Here is a 17520-nt window from a genome sequence, read left to right as displayed (position 1 = left end):
ATAAAGCAAAACAAAGTATCTATACAAAATATATTTATATGACTTTTTTTTAGTGTAACAAATATAATTGTGAACTACATCGTCATAAAATAAGCAATTTGATGGCTCGCTATGACAAATTTAAAAAGCTCGTCTTCATACTAGTGTGACCTTTCAAAGAAAAGATTATTTGCAGACTTCCCGTAGTGTCTGACAAATATAGTCCATTTGATTATCTGTAAGCTGCGTTCCTGAAGGTAAGCACAGTCCTTTCTGAAAAAGCAAATCAGCATGACTTACGTCTGTATGTTCACTGTAATAAGCAACATCTTGGAATAATGGTTGTGTGTGCATTGGTTTCCATAGACGTCTACTTTCAATACCTTTTTTCGCTAATAGTTCTATCACAGTTTCTGGTGAGACACCTTCTAGTAGGACGGTTGTTAGCCAGCGATTATTGAATGTTTCCTGCCACTCTGGTAGAAAAGTGAGTGCGGAATTATCGGCAAATGCGGCTTCATACGCCTGAAATATGGCTCGTTTCTTCGTAATTCTTTCTTCTAAAACGTCTAGTTGTGCTATACCAATTCCAGCTAATACATTGCTGAGACGGTAATTGAATCCTACTTCACGATGGGAATAGTACGGTGCATCTTCTTTTGCCTGTGAAGCAAGATGACGTGCTTTTTCAATTTGTTTCGTATCATTTGAAACAAGAGCACCACCGCCAGATGTTGTGATAATTTTATTGCCATTGAAAGAATAAATGCCAAATGTACCGATTGTTCCTAGTTGGCGTCCTTTATATGTGGAACCTAATGATTCCGCGGCATCTTCAATTACTGGGATGTCATAACGATTAGCCAATGCCATAATCTCATCCATTTTGCAACTTTGACCATAGAGATGTACAACGATGATTGCTTTTGGAAGTTTATTTTTCGATGCAGCATCCTCTAATGCATTGGCTAAAGCTATCGGGCTCATTCCCCACGTGTCTATTTCAGAGTCAATAAAAACCGGGGTTGCACCGAGGTATAAAGCAGGATTAATACTCGCGATGAACGTAAATGTGGAACAAAAAACGGTGTCACCTTTTTGTACATTTAAAAGTGTGAGTGCCAAGTGAATCGCACTCGTTCCTGAATTTGTCACCGCAACATCTTTCGCACCAGTATACGTTGCTAAATTAGCTTCAAACTGGTCTACATTTGGTCCAAGTGGCGCAATCCAATTCGTCTCGAAAGCTTGCTGGATATATTTTTGTTCCTTTCCACTCATGTGAGGCACTGCTAATGGAATTTGGTTCATTTCAATTTCCTTTCGTTTTAAGGCGTCAACCCTGTGAATTTAGACATCGTTGCTTGATTGTCTTGTGAAATACCGTCTCGTTGTACTATTTTGTAAACCGTTAACAAGGCTATTTTCAAATCGAGTAAGAGCGATTGATGCTGGACATAATGACAATCATAGGCGAATTTCTTTTCCCAACTAAGACTATTTCTTCCCTTCACTTGTGCCAATCCTGTAATACCTGGTAGCACCGTTAAACGGATTCTTTGTTTTTTCGTATATAGATCATTGTATTCCAGAAGTAATGGACGTGGTCCGATGAAACTCATGTCACCTTTTAAAATGTTAAGAAGTTGTGGCAATTCATCAATACTTAATTTACGAATCAAGCGGCCATACTTCGTTAAACGATCGGCATCTGAAAGCAACTGTCCATTTGTATCATATTGCGTACGCATTGATTTCAATTTATAAATCATAAAAGGAAGCCCATCTTTCCCAGCACGTCTACTTATATAAAGTGGGTTTTCACGATATAAGGCGTAAAAAATACATCCACATGCTAACATAATCGGACTCACACAAATGAGTAACAAGGCTGCAAAACAAAAATCAATCCAACGTTTCAACATAACTATTCCTCCTATTTGTAATCACTCGCCAAATACGGTTGGCAATACGCCCTACATCATATTTTTTCGCTAATTGCTTCGATGCTTGGCTTGCCCGCTCCCAACTGTGCTGATCCGTGGCTAAATGTTCTATATACGTACAATAGGCGTCCACATCTTCATGTGCAAAGCCTTTTCCAGCACCGCTCTCTTCCAGTACTTGCTTTTGCCAACCTTGATAATTCAGCACAATAGGCAAACCACATGCTAGAAAATCAAAAAATTTATTCGCGCTATTATCCCATAAAATTCGTTCATTCTTAACAAGCATCGTTCCCATTTGACATTGAGAAGCGATTTGAAGCGTTTCTGTTTTTGATTTTGCGTCTAAAATTCGAATATTGATGAGCTGTTTCTCCTTAATCTGCGCTTGCATGTTTTCTTTCTCAGAACCTTCACCAATGAGCAGAAAATGAATCAAATCATTATCTTTTAACTTCTCCGCACAGGCGACAAGATAGTCTACTCCATTCACAAGTCCCATCGTACCGGGATGCACAACAACAAACTTATCCCTCATCCAATGCATTAACGACTCATCTTCTACACATGCTTCGTTACTTTCTTGTACCAGTAGCGGATTCGCAAAGTTCTCCGCCACCGTCACTTTACTTGCTGGGATTTTTTTTTTTGAAGCAGGTTTTGACGCATGCCTTCTGATAAAACAACAATATGCGTCGCGCCTTTATAAATAAGCATTTCTAACCATTTCACTAGTTGAATCAGCCATCTATTTTGAATGAATCCAAGGTGAATTGGAACGTCCGGCCACACATCTCGAACTTCAAAAATAAATGGTCTTCGCTTCCATTTGCTTAAAATGAGACCAACTAATCCAACTGTTAGCGGTGTTGATGTCACATATATTTTGTCAATCTTCTTTTCTCGCATACCAAGGAGAATACTCCATAAGAAAAAGTGTATAAACGCCCATATTCGTCTGATTGTCGACATTTTTTGATGGTATGGTGTATGCGTTGACTTGACAACAAGCCCTTCTTTGGTAATATGCGAATCACCTTGACCACTAATCATTACTACCTCAGCCCCGTGCTCTAAAAAACGCTTGGATAGCTCATATGATCTTGTCGCACCTTTATTTTCTTCATAATGTTGATGAATATAAAGTAATTTCATGTCATATCCTTTCAAAAAGTAGTTCATAAGCTTGCAATAATTTTTTCGCCTCATACTGCCAATTGAATTGAGAAACATGCGCCTCCCTGCCATTTTCCATACACTTCACGTACGTTTCTTGCTCATTCAAAAGAATCTCAATCGCATCCGCAACCTTGGAGACGTCTCTCACGTCAACAGGAACTCCACTTCCACTATCCTCCATTAGTTTCCGCCAAAGAGGAAAGTCAGATGCCACATAGGGCAAGCCAAATGACATATACTCAAAAAGCTTCGTTGGCAATGATTTCAAGTAATTTGGTTCTGGATGTAATAGCGCCAGCCCAATATCCGACTTTTCATAGTATTGATTCAGTGTTTCTAAATCCATTCGCCCTGTTAGTTTCACATAATGAACCATATTATTTTTTTCTAAAAAATCAGCACTCCATTCCCATAAATGCTCCGGAACTTGACCGATAATCAAAAGTTGGAAAATATGTCCGCGCTGTTTCAATATCCTCGCAACTTCCAACATCTCCTTAAAACCGCGAATCTCATGTATTGCCCCGGCGTAAACCAATGTCGTCAGCTCAAATTTGCTACTAACATCTAACTCTTCTTTCAAAAATGGATAATTCAGTACATCTTCCTTTTTTGTTGCAATATCCAAATAATGCTCTTTGTAATATTCTTCCGCAAACAAAATGGCATCGACCTGAGTCAGCCTCTTTTTTTCATATCTGGCTATATTTTTAATGCACCAATCCGGCATTGAAATTCCTTTTATTCGTTTACTTTTAAGCGCAGAAGGAAAATCCTCATGCATATCAAACACAATCTTGGCTCGTGTCATTTTTTTTTATACGTGGTACTAAGCATAATAACTCTGGGTCATGTAGATGTACGGCGTCTGGCTGTTTCCTCTTTATTTCCCGCAAGAAGTAGCACCATGTTAAAAATCGTGCTGCCAAATTCCTTCTCGGAAGTAACGTTACCGTTAAATGAGGATGCTGCAGTGTTACATCATGCACGCCCTCAATCGCATAGTAATCCACCTGATAGCCCGTATCAAGTAACGTCTGCACTTCTTTATGATAAATGCGCGAATCATTCCAAGGATGAACGGAGCTTAAAACGATGATCTGTTTCATAGAGCGAATCGACCTTCCTTTCTGTTTTTAAAAAGTAATTAATAATGAAAGCAATGAATATCCCATGGGTCAACAAGCTCGTAATTAATGACGTATCAACCAAACTCCAGGCTGGCATCGCAATTAATGCGACACTCACGATAAAATTCCGATTCGCTGAAATACTATCGTATAGATGCAAGATTCCAACAAGTAATACGGTGAAACCAATAATTCCCGCATATCCAAAATTGGCAAAACCATCTGCCCAAATATTGGCATTAGCAGCCAAATCCACACGCCCAAAATAATGCTCGCCAATCAAAAACGGTGGCAACTTATCATACGGATACGTTAGAAACGGTTCTAAAATACTGTGCGAAAGATGTACCTGTGGATTGACCGAAAAGAAGTCAAAGTAATAGCTAAGTAAGAGGCCTGGTGTAATTAACATCCGCCGAATAAATAGCGAAGTGAACTCCGAACTGTTCATCATAAGATCCAACGCCATTGTCAGAAAGACTAATGCTGTAATCCCGTACACAAAATACAAGACAAAATTACGACCATTTTTTCGCAAACAAAAGATAATCATAAGAATAAAAACACTAGATAGAGCGACACTTTTTTGCCCAGTGATAGAAAAGATAAAGAGTTGTCCCAATACACCGATACAAATAAGTAACTTGTTCTTATTCACCAAACCGAGCGCTAAGAGTAGCGCATTGATAATTTTCGATTGCCAATTCATCGCATATCCTGACACTCTGTTCACCTGACTACGATATGTTTCACGTAAATCATACACATCATCCACTTGTGAAAAGTTAAAATGGATCCCAAATGTCTGAATGATAATTCCCCATAACGAGAGCGAAAATAAGGCCGTTAAAAATAGCATCACATTCGTCTTCATCTTCACGTAGTAAACAGGTATTAATCTGAAGCTTCCTGTCATATAAATTAATGCCATACAAAATAACAAAACCACTTTTAGAATGACAATCTCATCAAAATTATCGATTCGAACATAGTCCGGAACAATCATCGCTGGAACATAAACCATCATATATAAAATCCAATAGACAATTCGTGATGGCCGATAAGCATGCATATTGGACCATAACAGTGGGATAAAAACGAATACAATCGACACAAATTGTTCCATTGCACTTGGATGAAGGTTTATAAATCCAAAATAGGAAAAAGCTGGGGAGATAAAATCGGTATACGCTAATTTCAATCCATATACATAAAAAGCTATACCTGTAATCAATAAAATTTTATTCCATTTGATTTGCATATATCGTATCCTTTCGTCTAATCCCCCAGTTACCGAGTAAAAACAGTAAAACATAACTTACTGTCATCGTCATGCTAAAAAATAGAATCGCCGCTGTCATACCTACTTGAAAGTGATAGATGAAGAAAAAACCTACAAGTAGCAATACAAAACGCGAACTATCCCATAATAATTGCAAGCTCTGATTTCCAGTAATATATAGAATCTGTGACACAGGAAGCACAACCAGTTGAATAAAAAACATCGGTGTAAGCATTTGTGCATACACACCTGCCATCACCCAATTAGACCCAAACACCCAAGTAAATAGCATCGGGGACAGAATGGCAAATAGCCCCATTGGTAGTAGAAAAATAAGAAACAATCGACTCGTCAATTTCCAGTACACTTTTTTCAGAGCCTGCGGATTTTCTCGTTGTAATTCGCTCGCCTTGCCATAAAATACTTGCCCTACTGCTGTTGTAATCATCGCAATTGGGATACCAACCATTCGTTGCGTCAAGGAGAATTGACCACTCTCAGTAACTCCGAAAAAAAACAACAAATAATAATGTCGGTAACTGCAACGCCAAATTATTTAATACAAGAGAAGGCATTCCTAACAGCGGAAACCGTCGATACTTCTTCATCAATAATCGCAACTTGCCACGTTGCCATGAAAACCCTTCTTGTTTCATAAATCGAACAAATAAGTTGGTAGCACCTGCTATACGTCCTAATACATCACCGGTAACAAGTCCAACCCCAGTCTTCGTTAGCGTACTCGCTAACCCAATTTGCGCTACGCCATTCACGCTACTCTGTGCTATTTTTGCAAAAGAAATAGCACCATACTGATTATTCCGAATTGACCAATAACTCAAGATTTGTTGTATACTAGCTGCAAACACACCAACTCCAAATAAAATTGGTACTACATAGGAAACAGATACACCCATCCACTGAAATACAGACCATCCTGTTGACACGTATAGCACCAAACCACTTAAAAACCACACAAGCGAAATACCCATACATAGCAACACGATATGGCGTGTATTGGCTCGATCGTCCTCCACTGGAATGGCCTTTTCATATGCAAAAGCAGAAATGACTAAGAAAATGCCCAGTAAACTCGCGTACGTTCCAAATATACCAAAATCTTCTGGCGTAAAAATGCGTGTCAGAATGGGTGATAATCCTACTAAAATAAGCTGAGCAACGGCATTCCCGGTAAATACTTTCGTTAAATTTTTTTAAAAAGAGAGATTGAAAAACTTTCTTCATTTCCTATTGCATCATCGTAACGCGTTCTGGTAAGCCAGCACCGATACGATAAACCTTCTCGCTATCTTCCCCTTTAAACATGTTTCGCGTATCAATAATAAGGTTCGCATTTGTAACAATCTCTGTTTTATTGAAAATACGGTGATTCGTCAAAATGACAACCGCATCATACTCGTTATAACGTGCTTCTTTCTCGCTATACACTGGTGCCCCATCTTCATTGTAGAAAAAACGCACGTGTGGATCATAATACGAGACATCCGCACCATTCTTCTGCAACAAATCGTATACTTCCAACGCTGGTGATTCTCGTACATCATCAATATCCGGTTTGTAAGCCATACCTAGTACTAACACTTTCGAACCACGAATCGATTTGTACGCCGTATTTAATGCTTGACTTACTTTGTGAATAACTTGCTCTGGCATTTTTTTATTTGTCTCTTGTGCCAATTCAATAAACCGGCTGAAGAAATTAGCTCCTTTTGCTTTCCATGACAGATACATCGGATCTAGTGGGATACAATGTCCTCCAATCCCAGGACCAGGTGTAAACTTCATAAAGCCAAATGGTTTCGTTGCAGCGGCATCCACAACTTCCCAAATATCCATGTCCAACGCTTCACATAACATTGCCATTTCATTAATAAATGCAATGTTAATACTGCGAAATGTATTTTCGAGTAGCTTGCTCATTTCAGCGACTTTGGTAGAACTCACAACGTAGACTTGATCAATCACTTTGGAATACAACGACTCGCCTAACTGACAGCAATTTGGTGTCGTACCACCCAGTACTTTCGGTGTATTTTTTGTTTGAAATGTTCTATTACCTGGATCGACACGTTCTGGTGAGAAGCAGAGAAAAAAGTCTTCTCCAACCTGGTAACCCAATGCTTCTATCTCCGTTTGAATAAGCTCTTCTGTCGTTCCCGGATAGGTTGTACTTTCCAATGTGATAAGCATGCCTGGTTTCATATATCGTTTAATCTCCGTGACTGCCGCAATGATATAAGACATATCGGGTTCTTGCGATTTCGTAAGTGGTGTCGGCACACAAATACATACCGCGTCCACTTCACTTAGCTTGGAAAAATCAGTCGTTGGTGTGAAATGCTCTTTTTGCATGACAGTTGCTAGTTTTTGATTCGTAATATCGATAATATAGGATTCCCCTTGCGCAAGTTGCTTAACCTTGCCTGCGTGAAGGTCAAAACCGATAACGTTATACCCAGATTCAGCAAATTCAATCGCCAAAGGTAATCCGACGTAACCAAGTCCAATAATACCTACCGTGTAGTTTTTCGTATTTATTTTTTCTTGTATTGTTTTATAATACATAACTATACCTCCATTGGAATGTTGACTTCATTGCGATTGGCTATTTTTAAAAGCTCTACCGTTAGCGCTTCGTTGGAAAACTTTTCATAATTCATGAGTAGACGATCTATTAGATACTCTGGTGTCATAATCGCTTTACCGACAAACATCTCTTCTGTTTCTTCCATGTGAAGAAGCTCATCTACCTCCAGCAACTCTTCATGAATCTTTTCTCCTTCACGAATACCTGTGTATTGAATCCTTATATTGGGCTTTTCTGACATCCTAATCAATCGTTGCGCAATGTCTTTAATTTTCACTGCATCTCCCATATTGAGAATAAAAATATCGCCACCGCTTGTCATCGTTCCAGCCTTTACGACAAGACTTGCCGCTTCTTCAATTGTCATGAAATAACGCGTCATCTCAGCATCCGTTAACGTGAGTGGACCTCCTTTTTCAATTTGTTCCAAGAACAGCGGGATAACGCTACCTCGACTTGCTAGTACATTACCGAATCGTACCGTTGTATAGTTTGTTGTATATTTATTGTTTAAATGAGCGACAATCATTTCTGCAATTCGTTTGCTTGCCCCCATGACATTTTGTGGTTCCACCGCTTTATCGGTTGAAACAAGGACGAATGTTTCTACACCCACTTCACCAGCAGCTTTAGCAACATTTTTTTGTGCCGATAATGTTGTTCGCTACTGCCGAATGTGGATTGTTTTGCATGAGTGGTACGTGTTTGTGTGCTGCCGCATGGAATACAAAATCGGGTTTGATTTTCTCCAGCAATCGGCGTACTCCATTTTTATCTTGAATCTCTTGGATTTCTGCTGTAATTTGGATAGTTTTATTAGCCATGTTCCGCAACTCATTTTGAATCAAATAAATGCTATTTTCGCCGTGACCGACTAAAATTATTTCTGCTGGATTTAATGCATAAACCTGACGACATATTTCTGAGCCAATAGAACCTCCAGCTCCTGTGATAAGCACTTTTTTTCTTATAAATTTTAGGTTGCGCATCTTCGCAAAGGGTCGTTCTGATTTTGCGTTGTAATAAAAATTCAGCAAAAACATCGCTATTTGGTGCGTTCATTTGCTTCTTCATCTCAAGGTCTCCTTTGCCAATTTACTTATTATAATAATAATATTTGCTACTTTTATCTTGCTTCGTTTTATTTAGAATGATACCTAAAATTGGTATATGCGTACTTTTTAACGCGGTCAATGCTTTGTGAAATTTTTGTTTTGGTGTCTTATTTTCCTCAGCAATCATAATAATACCGTCCATTTCTTGAGCAATGATTGTTGTATCTGCCACGATCACAGGTGGCACATCTACTAGAATATAATCATACTCTTTTTTGACGCTCTCAAGTAACACTGCTAAATCTCGCTTAGAAAGTAGTTCGGAAGGGTTATGTGGACTTTGACCTGCGGGAATGATATCTACATTAAATACCGTCGTGTTTTGAATAACTGCCTCTGGAACAACCCTTTCTTCTAAAATATCGGTTAACCCCACGGAATTATCTACACCTAAAATATAGTGTTGGGAAGGTAACCGCAAATCTGCATCAATAATTAATACTTTCAATTCTTGTCGACCCATGACATCCGCTAAATTAGCAATAATCGTAGACTTGCCTTCTTGCGGTCTCGTCGATGTAACCATGATTGTTTTGAGCGTTCTTTTTTTACTGATAAATTCAATATTTGTTCGAATCATTCGGAATTGCTCCGCGATTTTAGAACCTTTTTGATGTTTAATCAGTAGCTTTGAGCGTTCTTTTTGCACGATGCTTCACCTTCTTCTTCCGTTCATTTTGTATGGATCCCATAATTGGAATATCTGTTATCGCTTCGATATCTTTTTCAGATTTGATTGTTGTATTGAAAAGTTGAAGTAGAAAAGATACTAAGACACCTAAAACTAATCCTACAAATGCACCCAGAGCAAGCGCTGACTTCTTATTGGGGGCTATCGGAACCTGGTTGTCCTCAGCGTTCGCATCAGAAAGAATGGTTACATTTTGTTGATCTACGATATTCTTAATATCATCTTTGAATACAGCTGTCACTTCATTCGCGATACGTGCAGCATCTTCAGGATCATCATCCGTTACTTTAACAGTAATAACCTGCGAGTTATTAATATTTTCCACGACAATTTGTTGCTTTAATTGCTTTACTGATTGTGATAAATCTAAGTTATCTTTCACTTGATCTAAAATACGATTACTCGTTAAAATAACAGAATACGTGTTGACGAACTGCTGATTCGATTGCACATCGGAAGCTGTCACATGCTCTTCTTGTTGTTGATTGACAAGAACGTCCGCAGACACTTGGTAAGTCGGTGTAATAAAGTAGGAGGTATATACGGTCATTGCTATCATACCTGTGATGCAGGTAGCGACAACAATATACCAATATTTTTTTAAGAAGTGGCTGATATGTTTGATATCAAGTGTTTTTTCCATTTAACTCGCATCCTTGATTGTCTTTATCGACCATACTGCTTTTGATTTTGTTTCGGGGTTTTCATAAGTAATCGTTAATGGTGCATCTCCTTTTAGGATAAAAAAAGCATCTCCTTCAGCTTCTGTACCTGGTGCTAACGTTGTACCTATACTTGTTGATGGATAAATTTCCAATGGCTTACCCTCACTATTTTCAACTGTTAGCAACATGGAATCCAAAGCTTGTGGATCTGGACTGTTGTTTTTGCCTTTGAGATGGACTTTGATGATGGTGTCATCTGTTTTCTTTGCCTTATCCAATGTCATGACTTCTACAATTTCAATAGCCATACCGTCCACTTTTTTCGTCACACCGGAATCATCAACTACTGTTTCAGATTTTGGTGTATCTGTTTTAGCATCATCTATTGGCTTTCCACAAGCACCTATTGTCAAAGATATTGCAACAAGTATTGCAAGAAACATTGTTTTTCTCATTCGTTTTGTACCTCCATGTTTAGTATTTCTGAAAAGTAACTCTTAACTGGCCGAGGCCAGTTAAGAGTGCAAGCGTCGCCTTATTTAGCGACCACCGTGACTGTTGTTCCTGTGTCTCCAGGAATTTGAACACCTAGATCCACCGTAACAGTATCTCCCGCTTTCAATTTACGTGACACCCCTGTTTCATCTTTGAAGAAACGACTGTAAATTTTGAAGCGACCATTGGAAGCAATACCGCCCGCTGTCACAGCGTCGATATTTTCTTGTGGCGTCACGGTCCGTTGTGGCACACCGTTAATCGATAGACGGAGCACTTGTGTGCCGGTTGGCACTAAACCACTTACGTAATCCGTTGCTTCATACACTGTATCCAAAATTGGCTTCGTTGCAGTACTCACTGTGGTGGTTGTCGCCAAATGTGCAGGTGTTCGATTCCCATAATCGACAGTGACCACATCGCCTTCTTTCAGACGTAAGTTAGAAACCGTGCCATCGGAAATGAAACGGCTATAGAACGAGAAGTTCCCTTGCGCGTCTGGCGCTACTAGTCTTTGTGGGATACCATTGACGATTAAGCGTACCGATAAAGTACCTGCCGGTACTTTCCCGGTGATTGCTTGTTGGAATACGGCTACGTTATCAACGATTGGGGCTACATCTGGAATGTAGTTGACTACTTTTACTGTCGTAGCTGGGCCTGTTTTTAGTCCGTTATTTTGGACTACTGTGAAGATAGTATCCGCTTTTTGGGCTGGAATTGTAACAGAAAATGAGCCGTTAGCTCCGATCATTCCTGTATATGTCGTGCCACCAATCGTCACAACCGCTGTATAGCCTGGTGTTCCTGTCCCTGTCACGACAGTATCTTTATTCGATACAGTCTGCACCTTTGGTGCTACAATAACGGCATGTGTCGCATCGAATTCTGCTTGCGCTTTATCCACATGCGCCTGTAGCTCTGCTTTTTTCGCCGGGTTTGTCACAGCGTCCACTTTCGCTTGCGCTGCATCGATATCCGTTTGCTTCACGGTTTCTTTCACCTTGTTCGCTGGATTATTTCCTTCAAACAGCTCATTCACTGTTTTTTCCGCTGCGACTTCGGCTTCTTTTTTCCGCATCAAATTCCGCTTGTGCTTTATCCACATGTGCTTGGAGCTCCTCTTTCTTCGCGAGGTCTGTCACAGCATCCACTTTCGCTTGTGCTGCATCGATGTCCGCTTGGGTCACCGTTTCTTTCACCTTGTTCGCTGGATTACTTCCTTCAAACAGCTCATTCACTGCTTTTTCCGCTACTACTTCGGCTTCTTTTTTAGCGTCGAATTCTGCTTGCGCTTTATCCACATGTGCTTGGAGCTCCTCTTTCTTCGCGAGGTCTGTCACAGCATCCACTTTCGCTTGTGCTGCATCGATGTCCGCTTGGGTCACCGTTTCTTTCACCTTGTTCGCTGGATTACTTCCTTCAAATAACTCATTCACTGTTTTTTCCGCCGCTACCTCAGCTTCTTTTTTTCGCATCGAATTCCGCTTGCGCTTTATCCACATGCGCTTGCAGTTCTGCTTTCTTCGCTGGGTCTGTAACATCGTCTACTTTCGCTTGTGCTGCATCGATGTCCGCTTGGGTCACCGTTTCTTTCATCTTGTTCGCTGGATTATTACCTTCAAATAACTCATTTACTACTTTTTGCGCGTCTGCTTCCGCTGTATTTTTCGCATTTAACAACTCTTGCGCGCGGTTCAGTTTGTTTTGTAAATCTGTCTTCACGGCGCTTGGTAACAGCTTATCAATCTGCGCTTGCGCTTCACCAATGGTTGCTTGATTGGTTGTCGCTTTAATCGCATCGGTTGCTGGATTATTATCTTGATACAACTGATTCACTAAGAAACCAGCCATAGCTTGTTGTTCCTTATCCGCTGCTTCGGCTTCCTTTTTCGCATCGAATTCTGCTTGCGCTTTATCGATATGGGCTTGGAGTTCCGCTTTCTTCGCTGGGTCTGTGACAGCATCTACTTTCGCTTGTGCTGCATCGATATCCGCTTGGGTCACCGTTTCTTTCATCTTGTTCGCTGGATTATTGCCTTCAAATAACTCATTCACTGCTTTTTCAGCCACGGTTTCTTTTTCCACTTGGGTTTTAGCATCCAATTCTGCTTGGGCTTTATCCACGTGTGCTTGGAGCTCCGCTGTTTTGTCTGGATTTCCTTTGATCGCATCTACTTTCGCTTGCGCTGCATCGATGTCTGCTTGGGTCACCGTTTCTTTTATCGTGTTCGCTGGATTATCATCTTTAAATAACGCGTTTACATCTGTGGTACCTTCATCTATAACCCGATTTTCTTCTGTTACATCGACGAGACGCACATCTCTTACTTCCATCCTCACATTGTCACTAATAAGTGCTGATTCCGCCTTAATTGATATCTCATTGGATAACTTAGTCATGGGAATCTTGTATTCTTGGAACTCTGGATCAGGTATATAAGTAGTAGTAGTAGAATTCACAATAAGACGCGCACCTTTTTTTATTCTTTAGCGTTTCTCCGCTAACTTTAGTCGCCTTCGCCTTCAAACGCAACTCATACTCATGCATCGGGTCGAGATTATCTAATTTTTGCTTCATAGATACATTAGTCGCATAAGCTGTGCCTGTTCTATTTATTTCTCCAGTATACGTAAACCCCCGTTCACCAGTACTTGACTCTATGGTACGAAACGTATTTTTAAACACAGTTGTGCCGTCACTGCTTGTACTAGTAAAAAACAGCTCATTGGGATCATTTAAGGTTAGTGTCCCATAATTTCTATGCAGCCAATCCATGTCCCAATGATCGATTGTCTTATCCGGGTTAATCTTAAATTCCGTGTTTTTTAATACATTACTGTAATCATACGCCTCGGCTTCCGCTACATCCACCGTGCCTTCTGCTTGCTTCACTGACTGTGCGAATACACTGACTGGTGACATAACTGTTGATGTGGCAATAGATGCCGCTGTGATTGTTGCTAATACTTTTTTTTCTCATTGTTTATTTTCCATCCTTTAATAAATTTTTTTCCCTTTTTTTCTTCCTCTCTTCTTTAACTAATCCCCGAAGCTATCATTGATTTCGTCTGGCTCGTACAGTATTCATAGAACAGCAACTCCAGTCGCTTAATCGATACACGCCGACATCATCCACATGTAACGGGGTCACTATATTGATTTAACTCGTTTAAAAAGCGCTGGATTCTTTGATGGGAGGAACACAATGTGGCAAAGTTAAGATGCGCACTCATTTGTTTCAATTAGTAAATAAAAATTGGACAGTAGGTTTGCCTGGTCTAACAGACAGATAATGTCTTTGCGGTCAAACTCAGCAACCTCACCTCCTTCACATGAAAAAATGGTTTTGTTCATATCGTAAATATATTCTCTTGGTTTCCCAATTTGAGAGCTCTCTTCGCAAACAAAGATACCAGATTTCATATATACGACTTTTTGTTCTCGTGTGAAGTAACGCTCTTTCTTCCGTATAGAGCTTATATCCGCATCAAGGTGACGTATCAGATAGGTTTGAAACAAATCGTCTTGCACTGCTAATTCATGAAATTCTAAAAAATCTACGCTGTGTGCCCTCCGACCCAGCCCTATCATTCTTAGCGACAACTGCTCTAATGCGCTTCACATACCCTATTTTAGGTGAAAACCAGAACATTATTTGCCTTTAGTGCTGCATTTTATACCTTTTATGTCATTTAGTAGTTTAACTACGCACAAATCGCTACAAGTCCATATGTATGTTTTTAAATATTTTCTCAATTAGGACAGTATAGCGCTGTGTTCTGTAAAAAATTCAGCAAAACACCTTCCATCCATTACATAAGCATAAAATATAATACTGAATTTTCTAACATCAATATGGTTAAGATTTTATTGAACCTTACATCATAATCCATTAGAAAAACTATAATAAATCCATTTAATATGACTTTTTTAGTTTAGCAAACGTAATTGTGAACTGCATCATAACAAAATAATCAATTTGATGATTCCTTTTTTATTTCGACACTTCTTTATCATAGATTCATTGGGAGTTTAGGACATAACCCAGATAAATTAGCAAAAAGCCAAAAAAAAAGGCACTTCCCCTCAGGAAAACGCCTTACTAAAAATCTTTATTCACATGTGAAAAAGCCATATGCAAAATTGATTCCACTTCTAGAAACAAATCTTGACTTAGGTTCACTTGATACGCACGTTATCCTCTTGCCTAATGTGCAAATTCGCTTTAAAATAACTCTGATCTATTAGTACTGTAAAGGATACGAAGGGATATCTTTTTTGAATATTTTGTATGATAGATAAGCCTCTACCCTTGTGATTTGTTTTGGTTGTATAACCTCGCGTTAACATTGTCTTAATATCTAGCTGAATACCTTTTTCTAGTAAATTCTCAACACGAAATTCTAGCATATCCATTTTTTTGATAAAAAAGATATTAATTTCAGCTGTATCAATCCCCTTAGAGTATTCTATCGCATTATCTATAAGTATTCCTACACACCTGAGGAAGTCCAAATGATTCATCCTAACCTCAGAAATATGTTCCGATACAAATAAGTGAAAAGGAATTTGCTCTGATTGAATAGCAAGTAATTTAACCATAAACAATTCTCTAATTGATGTTATCTCGATGTTTTCAATATATTTAATAAAACTACCGCTTAACTCATCGGCTGTATATTCTGATATGCTCTTTAAATAAGATATTGCTTCTTGATTTTTATTTTTTTTTAAGATAACTTTCCAATGGAAAAAGCATGTTTTTTAAATCATGTTGCAGATTAAGTGCGTTGTCTAAACTATCCTCTGCTGCTCTATTTCTGCTCTCTTTTAATTCTAGAATTTTCTTCTGCATATTTTTCTGCGTATAGATGTATGTGATTAATAGCCAAATACTTGTACTAAGAAGAAAAAATACGTAGGACACAATATAAGCAAGCGTGAAAATATCGAGGTAAAAAAATTGGATTCCAATAAAAGCAATTGTAAATAGAGATAAAAATACCGCAGCACTTCTCTTATTTTTTATAGGATAGCTAAGTATATTCTGAAGAATGGTCTGGTACTTTCTTTTTTTCAAATAGACACAGAACCAATAATAAATCACATTTTCTAGTAGCAGCACCAACAGAAGAAAAAGTGGGCTATCTAAAGTGAAATAAAATAAATAGGAGATGGGAATTCGGATAGACATGATAAGAATATACTGAGTAAATGACAGCAAAATAGCAATATAATAGTTACGACTATTATAAAAAATGAAAATAGCTAATAGCACATTGATACTCAAATGGCATAAAAACACCGTGAAATAGGACGTAATATTGGCTAATGAAATCACCGTCGCTAAAAAATAAAAAAGAGCAACACGATACGATATTGTTTCCTAGTTATATACGTATTCTGAGAAATGACACTTAACCAGACCACCTTGTTAAATGCATACATCAGAATCAATAACAATGCCATTACTCCTGCCTCCCATTTCTCGACAAATATTTTTTGACTTTTTGAATGGTTTTATAGGTCAAAAAAAGCTCCGATTTATCTACAAATTGAATAGTAAAAGTATCGTAGTGGATATTTCTAATCATTTGAGTATGGATAATATAGGACCTTAATTCTGAGTAAAAACCCTCTCTTTCTTTGAGCATTTGCTTAAATTTAGCTATATTGCCTCTCAATAAATATTGGCCATCTGTCATAACTAATAATGTATTGTATCGATTTTGAGGTAATGTTTCAAAGTATAAAATCTTTGAGAATTCGTATCTCGCAATATTAGCACCATCTTTTACAGTGAGGTACTGCTCTGGCTGTGACTGGCTAAATTCATTAATATTCATTAACACCGTATTCACCTGCTCAGAAAAAGAGTGACCATCTTTCAATATATATGCGAAGGGCAGAATTCCGCGATTTATAGCTTCTAACCCTTTATCCTTCAAACTTGTTATAAAAATAAGGAAGCAATTAGAATTTTGCTTGCGTATCATTTCGGAAATATCAATCCCAGAAAAAAGCTTTTTAAATCAATGTCAAGTAAATAAATATCTGTATCTTTCACTAATTTAGGCGATAAGTTATTTGCAAATTTCGTAAAATCTTCAATAATTTCAATGTCAAAAGAAGTATCCAAACGGGTTGAAAATTGCGTCACAGCATCTAAAACTTCTTCCCTATGCATGAAATTATCTTCAATAATAAAAATTCGATTATTAGTTAACATAATTTCAAATCCCTCCTTATTAAGTAATACGCTATCTTATTTTTTAGCGAGAGTCAATAAGAAGGAACCGACATCAAAATGCGCCATCCCTAATACGCTTCATTACTTATTAGCCGTTGTTTCAGCATTTGCTAGAAACCTTTGGGGCGCCTCAATTTTTTGATTATCTACACCACATTTCATTCTCCTCCAAATAA

The 17520-nt window shown here is 38.5% G+C and carries 22 protein-coding genes and 1 pseudogene; all 23 read right to left on the bottom strand.

All coding sequences use genetic code 11. From position 1 onward, the window contains the following. Window positions 1-165 precede the first annotated feature (165 nt). Complete coding sequence (locus PROCOU_RS08670; RefSeq protein ID WP_279586585.1) at window positions 166-1260, bottom strand: DegT/DnrJ/EryC1/StrS family aminotransferase; 1095 nt, start codon at window positions 1258-1260, stop codon at window positions 166-168. A 47-nt stretch (window positions 1261-1307) separates the two neighbouring features. Beyond that, complete coding sequence (locus PROCOU_RS08665; protein WP_036071475.1) at window positions 1308-1904, bottom strand: sugar transferase; 597 nt, start codon at window positions 1902-1904, stop codon at window positions 1308-1310. Continuing rightward, complete coding sequence (locus PROCOU_RS16575) at window positions 1885-2544, bottom strand: glycosyltransferase (RefSeq protein ID WP_051994301.1); 660 nt, start codon at window positions 2542-2544, stop codon at window positions 1885-1887. Before PROCOU_RS16575 ends, PROCOU_RS08665 begins: the two co-directional genes overlap by 20 nt. A 2-nt stretch (window positions 2545-2546) precedes the next feature. Further along, window positions 2547-3080 carry a glycosyltransferase gene (locus PROCOU_RS16570; protein WP_159101203.1) on the bottom strand — a complete coding sequence of 178 codons (534 nt, stop codon included), beginning with the start codon at window positions 3078-3080 and terminating at the stop codon, window positions 2547-2549. 1 nt (window position 3081) lies between these two features. Beyond that, window positions 3082-3888, bottom strand: a complete 807-nt coding sequence (locus tag PROCOU_RS08655; RefSeq protein ID WP_244266272.1) for a glycosyltransferase — start codon at window positions 3886-3888, stop codon at window positions 3082-3084. 1 nt (window position 3889) lies between these two features. Then, window positions 3890-4213: a hypothetical protein gene (locus PROCOU_RS17505; RefSeq protein WP_051994298.1), complete on the bottom strand. Its 324-nt coding sequence runs from the start codon at window positions 4211-4213 to the stop codon at window positions 3890-3892. Continuing rightward, the gene (locus PROCOU_RS08650) at window positions 4170-5495 is read right to left on the bottom strand and encodes a hypothetical protein (RefSeq protein WP_036071473.1); all 1326 of its coding nucleotides are present in this window, start codon (window positions 5493-5495) and stop codon (window positions 4170-4172) included. The genes PROCOU_RS17505 and PROCOU_RS08650 overlap by 44 nt, the downstream gene beginning before the upstream one ends. Further along, a complete protein-coding gene (locus tag PROCOU_RS18865) occupies window positions 5476-5997 on the bottom strand; it encodes an MATE family efflux transporter (protein ID WP_149023645.1) in 522 nt (173 codons plus the stop codon). The genes PROCOU_RS08650 and PROCOU_RS18865 overlap by 20 nt, the downstream gene beginning before the upstream one ends. Before the next feature lie 16 nt (window positions 5998-6013). Continuing rightward, window positions 6014-6715 (bottom strand): annotated as a pseudogene (locus PROCOU_RS18860) (lipopolysaccharide biosynthesis protein); the annotation flags it as partial. A gap of 49 nt (window positions 6716-6764) precedes the next feature. Next, window positions 6765-8102, bottom strand: a complete 1338-nt coding sequence (locus tag PROCOU_RS08635; RefSeq protein ID WP_036071467.1) for a nucleotide sugar dehydrogenase — start codon at window positions 8100-8102, stop codon at window positions 6765-6767. A gap of 2 nt (window positions 8103-8104) precedes the next feature. Then, the gene (locus PROCOU_RS18855; RefSeq protein WP_051994297.1) at window positions 8105-8740 is read right to left on the bottom strand and encodes a polysaccharide biosynthesis protein; all 636 of its coding nucleotides are present in this window, start codon (window positions 8738-8740) and stop codon (window positions 8105-8107) included. Window positions 8741-8753: 13 nt separating this feature from the next. Further along, a complete protein-coding gene (locus tag PROCOU_RS18850; protein ID WP_159101202.1) occupies window positions 8754-9083 on the bottom strand; it encodes a polysaccharide biosynthesis protein in 330 nt (109 codons plus the stop codon). 136 nt (window positions 9084-9219) lie between these two features. Then, a complete protein-coding gene (locus PROCOU_RS08625) occupies window positions 9220-9888 on the bottom strand; it encodes a CpsD/CapB family tyrosine-protein kinase (protein ID WP_051994295.1) in 669 nt (222 codons plus the stop codon). Continuing rightward, on the bottom strand, window positions 9857-10573 hold the full coding sequence (locus PROCOU_RS08620) for a YveK family protein (protein WP_051994294.1): 717 nt from the start codon (window positions 10571-10573) through the stop codon (window positions 9857-9859). The genes PROCOU_RS08625 and PROCOU_RS08620 overlap by 32 nt, the downstream gene beginning before the upstream one ends. Beyond that, the gene (locus PROCOU_RS08615; protein WP_036071461.1) at window positions 10574-11050 is read right to left on the bottom strand and encodes a DUF4352 domain-containing protein; all 477 of its coding nucleotides are present in this window, start codon (window positions 11048-11050) and stop codon (window positions 10574-10576) included. It abuts the gene before it with no gap. An 80-nt stretch (window positions 11051-11130) separates the two neighbouring features. After that, window positions 11131-12198 (bottom strand): toxin Cry1Ac domain D-VI-related protein, encoded by a 1068-nt coding sequence (locus PROCOU_RS08610; RefSeq protein WP_149023643.1) that lies wholly within the window; start codon window positions 12196-12198, stop codon window positions 11131-11133. After that, window positions 12125-12568, bottom strand: coding sequence for a toxin Cry1Ac domain D-VI-related protein (locus tag PROCOU_RS08605; protein ID WP_036071456.1), 444 nt, complete (start codon window positions 12566-12568; stop codon window positions 12125-12127). Before PROCOU_RS08605 ends, PROCOU_RS08610 begins: the two co-directional genes overlap by 74 nt. Continuing rightward, window positions 12549-13553, bottom strand: coding sequence for a toxin Cry1Ac domain D-VI-related protein (locus tag PROCOU_RS08600; RefSeq protein WP_149023642.1), 1005 nt, complete (start codon window positions 13551-13553; stop codon window positions 12549-12551). Before PROCOU_RS08600 ends, PROCOU_RS08605 begins: the two co-directional genes overlap by 20 nt. Next, a complete protein-coding gene (locus PROCOU_RS08595) occupies window positions 13522-14016 on the bottom strand; it encodes a hypothetical protein (RefSeq protein ID WP_149023641.1) in 495 nt (164 codons plus the stop codon). The genes PROCOU_RS08600 and PROCOU_RS08595 overlap by 32 nt, the downstream gene beginning before the upstream one ends. Before the next feature lie 294 nt (window positions 14017-14310). Beyond that, window positions 14311-14685, bottom strand: a complete 375-nt coding sequence (locus tag PROCOU_RS08590; RefSeq protein ID WP_036071448.1) for a hypothetical protein — start codon at window positions 14683-14685, stop codon at window positions 14311-14313. A gap of 588 nt (window positions 14686-15273) precedes the next feature. Then, window positions 15274-15696 carry a GHKL domain-containing protein gene (locus PROCOU_RS08585; protein ID WP_036071445.1) on the bottom strand — a complete coding sequence of 141 codons (423 nt, stop codon included), beginning with the start codon at window positions 15694-15696 and terminating at the stop codon, window positions 15274-15276. Between the two features lie 866 nt (window positions 15697-16562). Further along, a complete protein-coding gene (locus PROCOU_RS08575; RefSeq protein ID WP_244266271.1) occupies window positions 16563-16940 on the bottom strand; it encodes a LytTR family transcriptional regulator DNA-binding domain-containing protein in 378 nt (125 codons plus the stop codon). Between the two features lie 146 nt (window positions 16941-17086). Next, entirely contained in the window at window positions 17087-17323 is a 237-nt protein-coding gene (locus tag PROCOU_RS08570; RefSeq protein WP_036071438.1) for a hypothetical protein, read from the bottom strand. Window positions 17324-17520 lie beyond the last annotated feature (197 nt).

The sequence above is a fragment of the Listeria rocourtiae FSL F6-920 genome, assembly GCF_000525975.1.
Taxonomy (GTDB): domain Bacteria; phylum Bacillota; class Bacilli; order Lactobacillales; family Listeriaceae; genus Listeria_A; species Listeria_A rocourtiae.
This window is presented reverse-complemented; position numbering and strand designations above follow the sequence as displayed.